Here is a 15,562-nt window from a genome sequence, read left to right as displayed (position 1 = left end):
GAATGAGGCAGACAGATCTGTTGAAACTTGCAACAGAATAAATTGCCCTTTGTGTGTGTTAGAGCTATGATTAGCGACAAATTGTTATTTACGTCCTGACGTAGGAGACAGTGTCTTTTGCAAACTTTGCGTGCGTCAAAATGTGGTTTGTCCACAACTCAACTTCCTTCCTCAATTCTAGATGTGATTGATAGTCTGACTAAAGCAGGCTACGAGGCATATATTGTGGGCGGTGGTGTTCGAGATATGATGTTAGGTCTTAATCCAAAGGATTTTGACGCGGTTACTAATGCTACACCAGCTCAGGTGAAAGAAGTATTTGGTCGACGTTGCCGGATTATCGGGCGACGTTTTGAGCTGGCACATGTTTATTCCGGTCGTGAACTGATTGAAGTGGCGACCTTCCGTGCCCCACCGAAAAAAGCGGTCACCAGTGCCTCCGGGATGATTCTTCGTGATAATAACTGGGGAACGATTGAGCAGGATTTTGCTCGCCGAGATTTTTCGATCAATACCCTGTATTACCAGCCACGAAAAGGGATCGTACTTGATTTCTGCCATGCGGTAGAGGATATTAAGACCCGTACCTTACGTTTTCTGGGTGAACCGGCACAGCGTTTTGAAGAAGATCCTGTACGGATGTTACGTGCATTGCGTTTTGCTGCAAAACTGAACTTCCAGATTGATCAATCCATTCTCGATGTGTTTAATGTTGAAATGACGCAATTACTGCGTGATGTCTCACCACATCGTTTATATGATGAATCACAAAAACTGTTCACCATGGGGCATTTGACCCGTGTCTTGCCAATGTTGATCGAGTTTGGTGTGTGGAAGCAGCTGTTTGCCGAAATTCAGCCCAATATCACCGCATTTATTGACCGTGCTGCACGAAATACTGATCAGCGTATTCAAGTGGGTAAAACCATCAACCCGGCATTTTTCTATGCAGTCCTGTTATGGAAACCATTTTTAGAACGTTGTGATTTCTATCTGAACAAAGGGATGGTGCCCGCGGAAGCACGTGCACAAGCTGGACTTGATGTATTAAAACGTCAGGCGACCCGGACCATTATTCCGCGTTTTGCGGAAACCTTTATCCGTGAAGTCTGGGAAATGCAGACCCGTTTACTCAATCCAAAGCCGCAACAGATTGAGGCTTTGGCAGGTCATGCTCGTTTCCGTGCCGGTTTTGACTTCTTGCTATTGCGTGAGAAGTCTGGCGATAGTAGTACTGAAGGTATGGGCGTCTGGTGGGAAAGCTACCAGGAAATGACCACGGATCAAAAAGAAGCGGCAATCCGTCAATACAATCGTCAACGCAGCAAGACACGTCGTAAGGCGGTCGAAGCAGATGAGCCGAAGACGACTGAAATCGAGCCTTTGGTCAATGTCCCTGAGCCAAGAAGCCGCCGTGGTAAAAAAGAACGGGTTAGAGCGGATGAGTCTGCGAGCCGTTTTATTGAAAAAGCGACGACGGGTTCAGTTAATGCGGATCACCCGATCCTCAAGCGTAAACGCGTACAACGTGATTTAAGCCAAGTGGTTTTTGGGCCAACGCAATGACGATTCGTAGCTATATTGGTCTTGGCAGTAATTTAGGCGATTCGCAGCAGATTCTGAGTGAAGCTGTTGCGAAGCTGGCAACACTGGGTGCTGTACAGGTTTCCCGACTTTATCAAAGTCCACCGATGGGGCCGCAAGACCAGCCGAATTACCTCAATGCAGTTGTGCAACTGGATACCGACCTTGCACCGCTTGCGCTGTTAGATCAATTACAACAATTTGAGCAAGAAGCAGGGCGTGTCCGTTTACGACGCTGGGGAGAGCGCACGCTTGATCTGGATTTGCTGATCTATGGTCAGGAGCAGATCTGCAATGAACGCTTAACCGTGCCACATATGGGTATTTTAGAGCGTGATTTCGTCGTTATTCCCTTATTAGACCTAGATGCCCATTTACAATTAAATGGTCATTCTTTAAAAGATTTAGAACTGGTACAGCAAGCAAACTTGACTGTAATAGCAGACCAGTCTTGGGCAATCGCTTAAGACTGTTTCGTTCTGGAAACGCCTGTAGAGGACATCATCATGATTAGTCTAAGTGACTTAAGAAAGTTTAAAGCCGAAGGACGCAAGTTCTCATGTCTTACTTGTTACGATGCAAGTATGGCTAAAGGGATGGAGTTGGCTGAAATTGATACGATTTTAATCGGTGACTCTCTTGGAATGGCGATTCAAGGCAGAGACTCTACACTTCCTGTGACGGTTGAAGATATGGCTTACCATACGGCTGCCGTACGTCGTGGTAATGCACATGCCCTGATTATGACTGACCTGCCATTTATGAGCTATGCCACACTTGAAGATGGTTTGAAAAATGCAAAAACTGTCATGCAAGCTGGCGCACAAATGGTCAAGATCGAAGGCGGTGCCTGGCTCAGCGAACTGGTTACCGTGTTGACCCGTAATGGTATTCCTGTGTGTGTGCATTTGGGTTTAACGCCGCAATCTGTAAATGTGTTAGGCGGCTATAAATTGCAAGCAAAAACACGTGAAGCCGCGGATCAGCTGATTGCCGACTGTCAGGCGGTGATTGATGCAGGTGCAGCAGTATTGGTACTTGAATGTGTACCTGCACAACTGGGTAAAGAAATTGCAGAACTGTTCCCGAATACACCCGTAATCGGAATTGGTGCAGGACATGAAACAGATGGGCAGGTATTGGTGGTTCAGGACATGCTTGGTCTGACCTTTGGTCGTGTTGCGCGTTTCGTTCGTAACTTCATGAAAGAGCAATCTGGCGAAACAGCCATTGTCGATGCGTTTAAAGCCTATCATGCTGCCGTGCAGGACCAGTCGTTCCCAGCCAAAGAACATACTTTTCAGGTTGAGCTTTAATCCATGAAAACTGAAACAACGATACAAGGCTTAACTGCGTCACTTTCTCCTGCGCGTAGTTCAAAGAAACTGATTGGTTTTGTACCGACCATGGGCAATCTGCATGAAGGTCATTTGACCTTGGTGCGTGAAGCAAAAAAACTGTGTGATGTGGTGGTGGTCAGTATTTTCGTCAATCCAATCCAGTTTGGTGCAGGCGAGGATTTTGATAGTTATCCACGTACTCTAGAGCAAGACAGCCGCTTATTGGCGGATGTGGGCTGCGATATTATTTTTGCACCCACTGTTGAGCAAATGTACGGGACACAGCCGCGTTTGACCAATATCAGTGTGGGTCAGATTACCGATGACCTGTGTGGAAAATCACGTCCAGGTCATTTTGATGGCGTTGCAGTTGTGGTGACCAAGCTGTTCAATATTGTACAGCCTGATTTTGCTTTCTTCGGGCAAAAGGACTATCAGCAACTGGCCGTCATTCGTCAGCTGGTACAAGACCTGAACATGCCGCTTGAAGTGATTGGCGTGCCGATTGTACGGGCCGAAGATGGTTTGGCTTTAAGTTCTCGTAATGGTTATTTAACCGAAGAGCAACGGGCAATTGCACCCACCATTTATCAATCGCTCAAACAGGCTGAACAGCAGTTACGTGAAGGGCAGGCACTCAACCAAGTGTTAGCAAATATCTCGACACAATTGACACAGGCTGGCTTTGTTGTGGATTATGTGGAAGCTCGTCAGACCAACCTGCAACCAATTGCGCAATTTGATCAGGACCTTGTTGTTTTTGTTGCTGCAAAACTGGGTGCAACCCGTTTGATTGATAATCTACAAGTTGACTTTAAAACATAAAAAATGAAGGGCAAAATGCCATGAAGCGTATTCTTATCGTGACAGGACAATCAGGCTCAGGCAAATCATCTGCATTACAAGTGCTTGAAGACTTGGGCTATTATTGTATAGATAACTTACCTTTGGCATTATTGCCTGAAATTGTGGCGAAATTGGATCACGAGAATAATCTTGAACAGTTGGCACTGGGCGTAGACATCCGCAGTACCCGTGCCGATATGCAAGAGTTCGACCATGTGTTTGAGCAATTACAACGCCATGGTTCGGTGGATATTATTTATCTGACCACACAGGATCAGGATTTGATTGCACGTTTTAGTGCATCACGTCGACCGCATCCGTTGGCCAGCCGCTTCAATAGCCTGTTGCAATGTATTCAGGAAGAGAAGCAACTGCTGATTCCGATTCAGTTTCGTTCTACCGTCCATATTGATACCACGGATAAAAGCGTCCATGATTTAAAACATATCCTATTGTCTAAACTGGGGCAGTCGGATAACTTAATTGTAATTTTACAGTCTTTTGGCTATAAGCACGGTATTCCACTCGACGCGGATTATGTATTTGACGTACGCCATTTACCAAATCCACATTGGGACTTAGAATTACGCCGTTTTTCAGGTTTAGATGAACCTGTGCGCCGCTTTTTAGAAGGCAGTCAACAAACCAATGAAATGTTTGAAGATATTTATGGCTTTCTTGATAAGTGGTTACCCGCTTTTGCTGAAGGACATCGCCATTACATGACCATTTCCGTGGGATGTACGGGCGGGCAGCATCGTTCGGTTTATATCGTGGATAGACTCAAACAGGCCCTTGAGGCAAAATGGGCTGTCCAAATCTTACATAGAGAAATGAAGCACTGGTCATGATAGACACAACAATTGATGTAATTAATAAACTCGGCTTACACGCTCGCGCATCTGGTAAACTGATTGAAGTGACGACAAAATTCCGTTCTTCTATCCAGATTGGTAAGGGCGATAAGTTAGTTGATGCAAAAAATATTATGTCATTGTTGATGTTGGGTGCAGGTAAAGGCACCACATTAAGACTGGTGATTGAGGGTGCTGATGAAGACAAGGCACTGGAAGAAATTCAAACGCTGTTCGCAGCAAAATTTTACGAGGCAGAGTAATAGTGGCACGTGGTCCCCAACGTTATACAGATGAAGATTTTGAATCATTAGAAGGGCGTGCGAGTCGAACTGAGCAAAAAAAGGCAGTTCAGCGCATGGCCGCTTTGGGTGAGCAGTTGGCTCAACTGAATCCAAAGCAGATTCAAAAACTTCCTGTCGATGAGCGTTTAATTGATGCCTTGCTTGAAGTGCAGAAAATTAGCTCATTTGAAGCGCGTCGTCGTCAGTTCCAACGCGTTGGTAAGTTATTGCGTAATGAAGATGAGAGCACAATTTTATCTTATCTTACACCGCAACAAGGCGCTAAAAAACAAATGCAATTGATGCGTTGGGTTGATCGTATGATTGATCAAGGCGACCCAATTATTAATGAGTTTAGTAAAGTATTTAACGCTTCTGAACGCCATACTTTGCGTCAGCATGTATTACGTATTCATCGTGATATCAAGCAGCAAGTGAGTGAAGAAGAGCTTGAAGCCTCGAAACGTAAGTTCGTCAATTATGTTCAACAGGTCGCGCTGTTATCTGAACAAGGATAATTAAAAGCCTACCTAAATAAAAAAACCTCGCTTGCGAGGTTTTTTTATTTAATATAAAGATTAATCTTTAAAGTACACGGTTGAGGGCATCTGCGATGGTTTGTACTGCAGTTTTATTGAAGAACGTTTCAGACATGTCCATACTTTCATCAGGCAACTGTTTTAGATCTTGCGCTAGATTACCTTCTGCAATCAGATACGCCTGATAGATTTTTCCATCTAACTGAACTCCGGCATAAGCATCTGTCAGTGTGGTGCGTTGCCCTGTTGTAGCATTGACCAGATAAGTGACCTTATGGTTTGAAAAAATATCATCTTTCCACTGGTAGCCTTTAGGAATGACGGTAGCCTTCTTAAACTCTTCTAAACTTCTAAAATCAGTTTGATCTGATTTGGAAAAGAAAATTTCTGGGGCTGTAGAAGTTTGCTGATCAATGTAGCTTAGTGTTGAACCCGCTGGAAATTTGGTCTGGTCATTGAGTAATTTCTTTAATGCATCTTTATTGGCATTTTCCAGAGTATAAACAACGCCTGAACTGATATAGCGTTCAGCAGGGGCTGTTTGCGGGTATTCATAATATTTAAATAAATCACTCACTGTTTTACCTGAAATATCAATTTTCTTAAAATGCTGATTAACTTGCTGTTCGGAGTGAATACTGCATGTGTCATTAAAACGGTTAATCTGTAGAGTTTGTTCACTTTGCGAAATAGCGTAGCCAAGAGGAAAACCTGAACTCGTTTTTTTGTATTGAAACGCGGTTGTAAATGTATTTGGCGTTAATACGTAATTATCTAGATCATCAATATCGCTATTAATTGAAGCATTTTTAATTAAGTTGGTTGTATTCTGATATAAGATTCCATCAATGATTTTATTTGAATAAAGAACCACGGGCTGCTCTTCATCATAATTACCTTCTTCTAAAGAAAACCATTCTTCATTAAAAATACCGGTTCCTTGTGTGTTAAGGTTCTTGGGAATGCCATTGACACAGGTAAGCGTTGAGGTGGTATTAGAAGTGAATGATGTTGGGTGAGTACTAGTATCAGATGAACCACCCCCACAGGCGGTAAGAGATGCTGTTAATAATAAATAGACTGATAGAGTAATCGGATTAAATTGGAATGATTTCATTATATAAAATTATAAAGTTAAAAAGTGAATATAGCATAAATATGTGTGATTATTGAACAATGTGATTTAGGTTTTTTTTAATGTTTAACTGGTATATATGACAATACAAAATAAAATGATAAAAAAAGAAGTTTCCTCGGAAACTTCTTTTTTTATCTCTTGTATTAATTTCCGAATTCGCCAGTGGCTCGTTGTTTTGCCCATTCCCTTAAAATAAATTTCTGCAATTTTCCGGTCGAGGTTTTTGGAATCTCGGCGATCACCACATCTTTTGGAACTTTAAAGCGGGCCAGTTGTTGCTGGCAATGCGCAATAATCTCTTCAGGGGTTGTGGTTGCTCCCTGTTTGAGTTCAATAAAGGCACAAGGCACTTCCTGCCAGCGTTGATCCGGTTTTGCCACGACTGCAGCAGTCAATACAGCAGGGTGGCGGTAGAGTACATCTTCCACTTCGAGCGATGAAATATTCTCTCCGCCTGAAATGATAATATCTTTTGAGCGATCTGTGATCTTGGCATAACCGTCGGGATGGCTCACCGCCAGATCTCCGGTATGGAACCAGCCGCCTTTAAAGGCTTCCTGCGTGGCTTCTGGATTCTTTAAATAGCCTTTCATGACAATATTGCCACGAAACATGATTTCACCCATGGTTTGTCCATCATTGGGAACTGGTTGCATGGTTTCTGGATCAAGTACCCGCATACTGTCCTGTAAGGGATACGGCACACCTTGACGTGAATGCAATTGTGCTTGTTCCTGAATGGATAAATCATTCCAGCCTGCCTGTGAGGCGCATAAGGCCGAAGGACCATAGGTTTCAGTCAGACCATAAACGTGATTTACATTGATGCCGAGATGATGCATCCCTTCAATAATCGCCACGGGTGGAGCAGCGCCAGCCACCATGACTTCGACATGATGATCAAATGAAGTTCGCTGTTCTGAAGGAGCGTTAATCAGCATGGACAGTACAATTGGTGCGCCACAGAAGTAATCAACTTTATATTGCGCAATATATTTAAAAATCAGGACAGGATCGACGCGACGCAGACAGATATTGGTCCCGCCACTGGCCGCAATGGACCAGGCAAAGCACCAGCCATTGCAATGAAACAACGGCAGGGTCCACAAATAGACTGCACGCGGTTTCATGCCGCAGGCCAGAATGTTGCTGGCCGCATTCAGGTAAGCACCACGGTGATGATAGACCACGCCTTTAGGATTGCCCGTGGTGCCTGAGGTATAGTTGAGGCTGATCGCATCCCATTCATCTTGCGGCAGTAACCATTCAAATTCAGGATTTCCTTGAGCAAGCCATGACTCATATTCATATTGTCCGATGGCAATCTGCTCGCCTTCAAACTCGGAATCAAATACATCAATCACCACGATCTCTTGCGGCACCAGTTTAAGTGCTTCTGCCGTGACTTCACGAAATTCAGGATCAACCAGCAGTACCTTGGATTCAGCATGTTCCAGCATAAAGGCAATGGTTTTGGCGTCAAGGCGGGTATTTAAGGTATTGAGTACGGCACCCGCCATTGGCACGGCAAAATGTGCTTCGATCATGGCAGGAATATTGGGAAGCAACACGGACACAGTATCGTTTTTTTGAATTCCCAGTTTTGCCAGTTGATGTGCAAACTGGCGGCAGCGTTGATAGGTGTGTTGCCATGTGATTTGACGTTCGCCATGAATAATTGCAGCTTGATGTGGGTAAATATAAGCTGCACGTTCTAAATAACGTAACGGGGACAGGGCTACAAAATTGGCAGCTGTTCGTGGTAATTCGTCGTATGCACTGACCATGTGTATTGCTCCATTTTATGTTGTTTTCATTATTGACTAAACTATTCTGTCGTCGAGTCTAAATCATTTAGGCTTTAGTCGGAGGGGAATCGTAAGAGATATCGGGTTTTTCTGGTCCAAAGGTTTCATCCACAGCTAAACCCGTGTAAAATCTTGGATACTTTTTTATCCGCCGTTTTTTATCTTTTGAGGCCTCGCCTCAATACATAATCTCGCGGTGATATGCTCCTTCGTATAGGGCATCACTCCTTAAGGATTTTTTATATGCCAATCATTACTTTACCAAATGGTGATCAGAAACAGTTTGATCAGCCAATTTCCGTGATGGAACTTGCTCAGAGCATTGGTCCGGGTCTTGCAAAAAATACAGTTGCTGGCCGTATCAATGATCGCTTGGTGGATGCTTGTGATTTAATCACAGAAGATGCGACAGTTCAGATTATTACCCCGAAAGATGAAGAAGGTTTAGAAATCATTCGTCACTCTTGTGCGCATCTGGTCGGACATGCGGTTAAGCAGTTGTTCCCGGAAGCGAAAATGGTGATCGGTCCTGTGATCGAAGAAGGTTTCTACTACGACATCTGGATGCCACGTCCATTTACCCTGGATGATATGGCTGGAATCGAAGAGCGCATGAAAAAGCTCATCGATCAGGACTATGACGTTGTTAAAAAGATGACACCGCGTGAAGATGTGATTGCAGAATTCACAGCACGTGGCGAAGAATATAAGTTACGCTTGATTGCAGACATGCCGAATGAAACTCAAATGGGCTTGTACTACCATCAAGATTATTTAGATATGTGCCGTGGTCCACACGTACCGAATACCAAATTCTTAAAATCATTCAAGCTCACTAAAATCTCTGGTGCATACTGGCGTGGTGATGCGAAAAATGAACAATTACAACGTATTTACGGTACAGCCTGGGCTGACAAAAAACAGTTAGCGGCTTATATCAAACGTATTGAAGAAGCTGAAAAGCGTGATCACCGTAAAATTGGTAAAGCGCTAGATTTGTTCCATATGCAAGAAGAAGCACCAGGTATGGTGTTCTGGCATCCGAACGGCTGGACCATTTATCAAGTGCTTGAACAATACATGCGTAAAGTTCAGCAAGACAATGGTTATCAGGAAATCAAGACACCGCAAATCGTAGATTTTACGCTTTGGGAAAAGTCTGGTCATGCGGCAAACTATGCTGAAAACATGTTTACGACTCATTCGGAAAGTCGTAACTATGCAGTGAAGCCAATGAACTGCCCATGTCACGTACAGGTCTTTAACCAGGGTTTGAAATCTTACCGTGATTTACCAATCCGTTTAGCTGAGTTTGGTTCTTGTCACCGTAACGAGCCATCAGGTTCTTTACACGGTATTATGCGTGTTCGTGGCTTTACCCAGGATGATGCCCATATTTTCTGTACCAAAGAACAGATTGGTAAAGAAGTTGCAGATTTTATTAAGCTGACTTTAGACGTTTATAAAGACTTCGGTTTTGAAGACGTACAAATGAAGCTCTCTACACGTCCAGAAAAACGTGTGGGTGATGATGCACTTTGGGATCTGGCGGAAAAATCTTTGGCAGATGCGCTTGATGATGCTGGCTTGGCATGGGACTTGCAACCTGGTGAAGGTGCCTTCTATGGTCCGAAAATTGAATTTTCATTGAAAGACTGCTTAGGCCGTATCTGGCAGTGCGGTACCATTCAATGTGACTTCAACTTGCCGATCCGTTTAGATGCTTCTTATGTGACAGAAGACAATGAGCGTGACCAACCTGTGATGCTGCATCGTGCAATTCTTGGCAGTTTTGAGCGTTTTATTGGTATACTAATTGAACACTATGCGGGTTTCATGCCACCGTGGCTTACACCAATTCAAGCGTGTGTCATGAACATTACTGATTCACAAGCAGAAGCAAGTGAACAGGTGGTCGCAAAACTCAAAGAAAATGGCCTTCGTGCTATTTCCGACTTGAGAAATGAAAAAATCGGATTTAAGATTCGTGAGCGTACCCTAGAGCGTATTCCTTACCTTCTAGTTCTTGGTGACCGAGAAGTTGAAGAAGGTACAGTTAATGTGCGTACTCGCTCAGGAAAAAATTTAGGTACTATGTCAGTAGATGCATTTATTGACTTAGTGAAATCTGCCGTTGCCGAACGTGGCCGGTACATTGTGGAGTAATAAAGATTAAACAGCCTGACCGTAACCAACAACAAGGTGCTAAAAGTAACCGTCCTGCAATCAACGATGAGATCCGTGCGAAAGAAGTACGCCTCGTCGCTGCAGATGGGGAGCAAAAAGGTGTTGTTTCATTAAATGAAGCATTGCGTGCTGCAGAAGAAGCCAATCTTGACCTTGTTGAGATTGTTGCTAATGCAGAACCGCCTGTTTGTAAAATCATGGACTACAACAAGCACTTATTTGACTTGAAACAAAAGCAAAAAGATGCGAAGAAAAAACAGCATCAAGTGCAAGTGAAAGAAATCAAGTTACGTCCTGCGACGGATGTAGGTGATTATCAGGTAAAATTGCGTGCAATTTTACGTTTCCTTGAAGAAGGAAACAAAGTGAAAATTACCTTGCGTTTCCGTGGTCGTGAGATGGCACATCAACAGCTTGGTTTGGCTCAATTACAAAAAATTGAAGCTGACGTTGCTGAGTTTGGTGTTGTTGAACAAGCGCCGAAGATGGAAGGCCGTCAGATGGGCATGTTACTTGGTCCGAAAAAGAAAAAGTAATTTTTTCTTGATAAAAAAGCACCGCGACAGGCGGTGCTTTTTTATGTCTGAATCGGCAATGGTTTGTTAAAAATCTGCTTAGTCTCATTCCCCAGTGTAAAAACTGGATATGATAAGATTGCTTGATAATTACACGATATAAAAACTGGAAAAATTCATGTCTACAATTAAAGGTACTCAAGAACTCTCGGAAGTTAATCAAAAAGTGGTACAGGAGGGAGAGGTTCTGCCACAAGTGAAGCTGAAAGATGGTAGCCGTGTCCAGACAGGTACCGTGGCAACCATGCTACACAATATCAATCTTTATAATGCAGGTGTGCGTGGGGCGATTGAAGAAGAGCTGGCCTTGGCGGTCCCAACGTTATTTAAAGTCGGTATGTTCGATCTGTTTTCGGTAGAAGAGTGGATTAATGGCACAAATGCGGGGCGAAAATTTGTTGGTGAAAGGGCTCGGGAATTCCAGCAAAAGCAAAACGAATTGTCTGATCGTTAGCTTTAAAACATGGCACGATTGTTTCTTTTCGTGCTGATGTACTGATCAAGATAAGCCAAGTGTGCTATAACGCAACAACAGTCAAGATAACGATCAAACAGGACAACATAAATGATTGACTTATACTACTGGGGTACGCCCAATGGACATAAAATAACAATTGCCTTAGAAGAAATGCAGCTGGAATATCAAATTTTTCCCATCAATATTCTTGAAAACGACCAGTTTCAGCCAGATTTTCTGAGAATCTCTCCAAATAATAAAATCCCTGCAATTGTTGACCAGAATGGCCCACGTGGCGAACCGATTTCTGTATTTGAGTCGGGCGCGATCTTGCAATATTTAGGTAGAAAAACTGGATTATTTTATCCAACTGACGAGCAGGAGCGGGTTGAAGTTGAACAATGGTTGATGTGGCAAATGGGTGGCTTTGGGCCAATGCTGGGACAGAATCATCATTTCAATAAGTTTGCGGCTGAAAAAATTCCCTATGCCATTGACCGTTATGTGAATGAAACCAAACGTCTTTACAATGTCTTAAACAAACAGTTGATCGGACAGAAGTTCGTGGCAGGCGAATATTCCATTGCAGATATGGCGATCTTGCCTTGGGCATTACGTTATGAATGGCAGGGCATTCAACTTGAAGATTATCCGTATGTAAAAGATTATATTGAACGCTTAACCGCTCGCCCTGCAATACAGAAAGCCTTGTCGATCAAGGTGGGGTGAGAACTGAACAACTTTGTTATGCCCAAGGACTGTCTGTTTTGAGAATCCTTGGGAAAACTGGGTTTATGTCATATAAGAATGATGATGTCTAGTTTATATCTGAATTAGACTAAGCCTTCTCTTTTGTAAATTTAAAAAATATATAAAAATGACGACTTCGAAAATATCTGCCCAGTATCTAGAAAAACTTGGTTTTGAAGGTGATTTTTCACCCACTTTGCTTCATTTAAAAACCTTATTAAGTCTGCATGTGCAGAAAATTCCTTTTGCTAATTTTTCTTCTTTTTTAGGGGGAGAGGTTTCTTTGGAATCTGATCAACTTGTTCAGAAATTATTGAGAAATGATCAAGGGGGGTATTGTCTAGAGCATAGCACCTTAACCAGAATTGCGTTAACCGAACTGGGATATGAGACTTATAACGTACTGGGACGGGTTTATTACCAAGGCACACCTAGTCGTACGCCAGTACGGACTCATTTGGTCACATTGGTGCATATTGATCAGCAATTGTTTTTATATGATCCCGGGTTTGGCGGTATGACACCAATGATGGTTTTAACGCTTGACCAAATTGGTGAAACACAGCAGACATCATTAGAGCCTTTTAGGTTTGTTGAAGTTGCCCAGAGTGGTTTGGATACGACTGTACTGACAGAAATGAAATATATGCTGCAAGTCTGTATTCATGATCAATGGGTCAATGTCTATGCGATTAACCCAGAACAGCAGATTGCATATGCTGATGCACAGGTCGCAAACTACTACATTTCGACCTCACCAGAATCCTTATTTACTCAGCACTTAATGCTATCGACTGCCAATAGCGAAATGCGCATCACGTTAAAAGATCGGGTCTTAAGAACGCATGGCAAAGGGGATTCTAATAAAAAAGAGTTAAGCAATTTTGATGAATTTGAACGCACCATTAAGACCGTTTTTCAAATGAATATCAGTGATGAGCAATTACAGGCTATTTGGGAAAAACTCGCACTAACTCAATAATTTCAGCTTATAGTACTGTAGGCTGCTATGCTTTGATTGATATTGAGTGATCCCTTTAAATTAATGTCTTATTTTTTATTATTTCTCTCGGCTTTTGGTGCAGCGACTTTATTGCCCTTACAGTCTGAAGCGGTACTAATGACCTTGTTGGTACAAGGTTTATCCAATCCGTTTTATCTAATTTTGGTTGCGACCATTGGTAATGTATTAGGTTCCTGTGTGAACTGGTGGCTTGGCCTGAAAATCGAACACTTTAAAGATAAAAAGTGGTTTCCTGTTTCTGAGCAGCGCTTGCAACAAGCCCAGCAGATTTATCATAAATATGGTTTCTATTCACTGTTGCTGAGTTGGACCCCTGTGATTGGAGATCCGATTACCCTGATTGCAGGCTTGATGAAAGAAAACTTTTGGCGATTCTTCGTGATTGTCACAATCGCCAAAGGTGGGCGTTATTTAACTTTATATGCTTTGTATGTTGGCATCTTTTAAAAATAAGGAGGAAGGCAAATGCTTCCTCTCAGCTCTATTGATCTGAACCTTTAGTAATATCGACTTTGAATAAATCACTGGTTTTAAACCAGCAATAACTCACCACGGCAAGGGTCATACAACCACCAAAAATGGTGGCGGTGATGGTGCCGAGATATTTGGCTGCCAGACCGGATTCAAATGCGCCCAGTTCATTGCTTGAAGAAACAAACATCCCATTCACAGCAGCGACACGACCTCGCATATTTTCAGGGGGGAAGATTTGCAGCACGGTTTGACGAACCACAACCGAAACACTGTCACAGGCACCGGTCATTGCGAGGGCAAAGAGTGACAGCCACATATTGTTCGAGAAGGCGAACAGAATGGTAAAAATACCAAAACCTGCCACAGCTAACAGCATATTGCGCCAGGCGTGGTGCATTGGTGGGAACTTGGTCAGCACAATCATGGTGATCAGCGCACCGATAGAAGGAGCCGCACGTAAGTAGCCTAAGCCTTCAGGGCCAACTTTTAAAATCTCTTCCGCAAAAATCGGCAATAGCGCAATCACACCGCCAAATAGTACCGAGACCAGATCCAGTGAGATGGCCCATAACACAATCTTGGTTTTCCAGATAAAACGGAAACCATCGGTCAGGCTTTGCAGCACATTCTCGGTTTCCATTTTCGGAAAAGTTCGCTTCGCTAGGCAGTTAATTAAAATGAAGCAAACAGCCAATAATGCAGATACAGCAAACAGACTGGTTTCACGACCTAAAAAAGCCAGCATAAACCCACCGAGCATGGGGCCAATAATCACTCCGCTTTGCCAGCCAATCGTGGTCCAGGTTGCGCCATTGGCATACAGTTCACGTGGAATCAGAAAAGGCTTGAGTGACGTTGCGGAGGGATTGTAAAAGCCACGAATGGTACCCAAGGCGAAAATGACGGCATAAATGCCCCAAGAGAGTGTGGTGATGCCAATTTTTTCTAAACCATGTAAATGGAACAGTGCCCAAAGTACTAACGGCAGGGGAATAGAAAAGAACAAACAGACTTTCATGATGCTCTGTTTATTCAGTTTATCTGCAAAATAACCGCCCCATAAAGACAAGGTAATGAAGGGGATTGCTTCTGCCAGACCAATAAAGCCGAGCGTAAGCGGATCACGGGTAATCTGATACAGTGAATAGGCAACGATGATTTCCTGAATCAGGATAGCCAGTGTCAAGCAGAACTGATTAACAGTCACGATAGAGAAATCCCGATACCGCAAGGCGGCGAAAGCATCATTCTGTATATTCATATGGATGGGTATTTAAGAATTTGACTCTATTATAGGCGCTGATTTTGTGTATGTTTCTCATAATTTGAGAATTAATTATGGAAAATAACGTTTGCGGAAAACACTTCTATTTCTATCAAAAAATGAGCATTTTACTTTTGTTTTAGCGGCAGATGCTATATCATACTGCCTTCCTTACCTGCAGGTCGATTTGCAATCGTGCAAACGTGCCGAACAGGTGCCCAAAAGAGGTTACTATGGCTAAGTTAAAAACTCGCCGTGGTGCAGCTAAACGCTTTAAAGCGACTGCAAACGGTTTCAAGCGCAAACAAGCATTCAAGCGCCACATTTTGACCAAAAAATCTGCTAAGCGTATCCGTCAATTGCGCGGTTGTGTAATGGTTCACGTAAGTGACGTTGCATCAGTTCGTGCTATGTGCCCATACATCTAAGGAGATTATA

At 43.1% G+C, this 15,562-nt stretch carries 17 protein-coding genes; 14 read left to right on the top strand and 3 right to left on the bottom strand.

Annotated elements, in window-relative coordinates; all coding sequences use genetic code 11:
- The first annotated feature begins 117 nt into the window (after window positions 1–117).
- The 7 genes from pcnB to yjgA are packed head-to-tail and all read left to right on the top strand — an operon-like array spanning window position 118 to window position 5,426.
- Window positions 118–1,566 carry a polynucleotide adenylyltransferase PcnB gene (gene pcnB, locus J699_RS01845; RefSeq protein WP_032871126.1) on the top strand — a complete coding sequence of 483 codons (1,449 nt, stop codon included), beginning with the start codon at window positions 118–120 and terminating at the stop codon, window positions 1,564–1,566.
- Complete coding sequence (gene folK, locus J699_RS01850) at window positions 1,563–2,051, top strand: 2-amino-4-hydroxy-6-hydroxymethyldihydropteridine diphosphokinase (protein WP_032871129.1); 489 nt, start codon at window positions 1,563–1,565, stop codon at window positions 2,049–2,051. Before pcnB ends, folK begins: the two co-directional genes overlap by 4 nt.
- A gap of 39 nt (window positions 2,052–2,090) precedes the next feature.
- Window positions 2,091–2,900, top strand: a complete 810-nt coding sequence (gene panB / locus J699_RS01855) for a 3-methyl-2-oxobutanoate hydroxymethyltransferase (RefSeq protein WP_005228749.1) — start codon at window positions 2,091–2,093, stop codon at window positions 2,898–2,900.
- A gap of 3 nt (window positions 2,901–2,903) precedes the next feature.
- Window positions 2,904–3,749: a pantoate--beta-alanine ligase gene (gene panC / locus J699_RS01860; protein WP_032871131.1), complete on the top strand. Its 846-nt coding sequence runs from the start codon at window positions 2,904–2,906 to the stop codon at window positions 3,747–3,749.
- A gap of 20 nt (window positions 3,750–3,769) precedes the next feature.
- Complete coding sequence (rapZ, locus tag J699_RS01865; RefSeq protein ID WP_005228753.1) at window positions 3,770–4,621, top strand: RNase adapter RapZ; 852 nt, start codon at window positions 3,770–3,772, stop codon at window positions 4,619–4,621.
- Window positions 4,618–4,887 carry an HPr family phosphocarrier protein gene (locus tag J699_RS01870; RefSeq protein ID WP_004804467.1) on the top strand — a complete coding sequence of 90 codons (270 nt, stop codon included), beginning with the start codon at window positions 4,618–4,620 and terminating at the stop codon, window positions 4,885–4,887. Before rapZ ends, J699_RS01870 begins: the two co-directional genes overlap by 4 nt.
- A 2-nt stretch (window positions 4,888–4,889) precedes the next feature.
- Entirely contained in the window at window positions 4,890–5,426 is a 537-nt protein-coding gene (gene yjgA, locus J699_RS01875) for a ribosome biogenesis factor YjgA (protein ID WP_032871135.1), read from the top strand.
- A 67-nt stretch (window positions 5,427–5,493) separates the two neighbouring features.
- On the opposite strand, the gene J699_RS01880 is transcribed toward yjgA, so the two are convergent.
- Window positions 5,494–6,564, bottom strand: a complete 1,071-nt coding sequence (locus tag J699_RS01880) for a hypothetical protein (protein WP_032871138.1) — start codon at window positions 6,562–6,564, stop codon at window positions 5,494–5,496.
- A gap of 164 nt (window positions 6,565–6,728) precedes the next feature.
- Window positions 6,729–8,372 carry an acyl-CoA synthetase gene (locus J699_RS01885; protein WP_032871141.1) on the bottom strand — a complete coding sequence of 548 codons (1,644 nt, stop codon included), beginning with the start codon at window positions 8,370–8,372 and terminating at the stop codon, window positions 6,729–6,731.
- 264 nt (window positions 8,373–8,636) lie between these two features.
- Between J699_RS01885 and thrS the strand changes: the two genes are divergently transcribed.
- The 6 genes from thrS (at window position 8,637) to J699_RS01915 (ending at window position 13,833) form a co-directional block, all read left to right on the top strand.
- Window positions 8,637–10,559 carry a threonine--tRNA ligase gene (gene thrS / locus J699_RS01890; protein ID WP_032882976.1) on the top strand — a complete coding sequence of 641 codons (1,923 nt, stop codon included), beginning with the start codon at window positions 8,637–8,639 and terminating at the stop codon, window positions 10,557–10,559.
- Between the two features lie 5 nt (window positions 10,560–10,564).
- Window positions 10,565–11,116, top strand: a complete 552-nt coding sequence (gene infC / locus J699_RS01895; RefSeq protein WP_079281829.1) for a translation initiation factor IF-3 — start codon at window positions 10,565–10,567, stop codon at window positions 11,114–11,116.
- A 157-nt stretch (window positions 11,117–11,273) separates the two neighbouring features.
- Complete coding sequence (locus J699_RS01900; protein WP_032871143.1) at window positions 11,274–11,609, top strand: hypothetical protein; 336 nt, start codon at window positions 11,274–11,276, stop codon at window positions 11,607–11,609.
- 111 nt (window positions 11,610–11,720) lie between these two features.
- The gene (locus J699_RS01905) at window positions 11,721–12,341 is read left to right on the top strand and encodes a glutathione S-transferase N-terminal domain-containing protein (protein WP_005228758.1); all 621 of its coding nucleotides are present in this window, start codon (window positions 11,721–11,723) and stop codon (window positions 12,339–12,341) included.
- Window positions 12,342–12,489: 148 nt separating this feature from the next.
- A complete protein-coding gene (locus J699_RS01910; RefSeq protein WP_032871145.1) occupies window positions 12,490–13,344 on the top strand; it encodes an arylamine N-acetyltransferase family protein in 855 nt (284 codons plus the stop codon).
- Window positions 13,345–13,407: 63 nt separating this feature from the next.
- The gene (locus J699_RS01915; RefSeq protein ID WP_009509780.1) at window positions 13,408–13,833 is read left to right on the top strand and encodes a YqaA family protein; all 426 of its coding nucleotides are present in this window, start codon (window positions 13,408–13,410) and stop codon (window positions 13,831–13,833) included.
- Between the two features lie 34 nt (window positions 13,834–13,867).
- On the opposite strand, the gene J699_RS01920 is transcribed toward J699_RS01915, so the two are convergent.
- A complete protein-coding gene (locus J699_RS01920; RefSeq protein WP_005283422.1) occupies window positions 13,868–15,121 on the bottom strand; it encodes an MFS transporter in 1,254 nt (417 codons plus the stop codon).
- 236 nt (window positions 15,122–15,357) lie between these two features.
- Here J699_RS01920 and rpmI point away from each other — a divergent pair, with 236 nt between their 5' ends.
- Window positions 15,358–15,552: a 50S ribosomal protein L35 gene (gene rpmI, locus J699_RS01925; RefSeq protein ID WP_004637967.1), complete on the top strand. Its 195-nt coding sequence runs from the start codon at window positions 15,358–15,360 to the stop codon at window positions 15,550–15,552.
- Window positions 15,553–15,562: the final 10 nt, after the last annotated feature.

Source organism: Acinetobacter sp. 1000160, assembly GCF_000588715.1.
Lineage (GTDB): Bacteria > Pseudomonadota > Gammaproteobacteria > Pseudomonadales > Moraxellaceae > Acinetobacter > Acinetobacter courvalinii.
Note: the sequence above shows the minus strand (reverse complement) of the source record. Positions and strands in the feature narration are given on the sequence as shown.

Coding starts and splice junctions, on each gene's coding strand:
- folK (WP_032871129.1), top strand. CDS start 1,563: ATGACGATTCGTAGCTATATTGGTCTTGGCAGTAATTTAGGCGATTCG.
- panB (WP_005228749.1), top strand. CDS start 2,091: ATGATTAGTCTAAGTGACTTAAGAAAGTTTAAAGCCGAAGGACGCAAG.
- panC (WP_032871131.1), top strand. CDS start 2,904: ATGAAAACTGAAACAACGATACAAGGCTTAACTGCGTCACTTTCTCCT.
- rapZ (WP_005228753.1), top strand. CDS start 3,770: ATGAAGCGTATTCTTATCGTGACAGGACAATCAGGCTCAGGCAAATCA.
- J699_RS01870 (WP_004804467.1), top strand. CDS start 4,618: ATGATAGACACAACAATTGATGTAATTAATAAACTCGGCTTACACGCT.
- J699_RS01880 (WP_032871138.1), bottom strand. CDS start 6,564: ATGAAATCATTCCAATTTAATCCGATTACTCTATCAGTCTATTTATTA.
- J699_RS01885 (WP_032871141.1), bottom strand. CDS start 8,372: ATGGTCAGTGCATACGACGAATTACCACGAACAGCTGCCAATTTTGTA.
- thrS (WP_032882976.1), top strand. CDS start 8,637: ATGCCAATCATTACTTTACCAAATGGTGATCAGAAACAGTTTGATCAG.
- J699_RS01900 (WP_032871143.1), top strand. CDS start 11,274: ATGTCTACAATTAAAGGTACTCAAGAACTCTCGGAAGTTAATCAAAAA.
- J699_RS01905 (WP_005228758.1), top strand. CDS start 11,721: ATGATTGACTTATACTACTGGGGTACGCCCAATGGACATAAAATAACA.
- J699_RS01910 (WP_032871145.1), top strand. CDS start 12,490: ATGACGACTTCGAAAATATCTGCCCAGTATCTAGAAAAACTTGGTTTT.
- J699_RS01915 (WP_009509780.1), top strand. CDS start 13,408: ATGTCTTATTTTTTATTATTTCTCTCGGCTTTTGGTGCAGCGACTTTA.
- J699_RS01920 (WP_005283422.1), bottom strand. CDS start 15,121: ATGAATATACAGAATGATGCTTTCGCCGCCTTGCGGTATCGGGATTTC.
- rpmI (WP_004637967.1), top strand. CDS start 15,358: ATGGCTAAGTTAAAAACTCGCCGTGGTGCAGCTAAACGCTTTAAAGCG.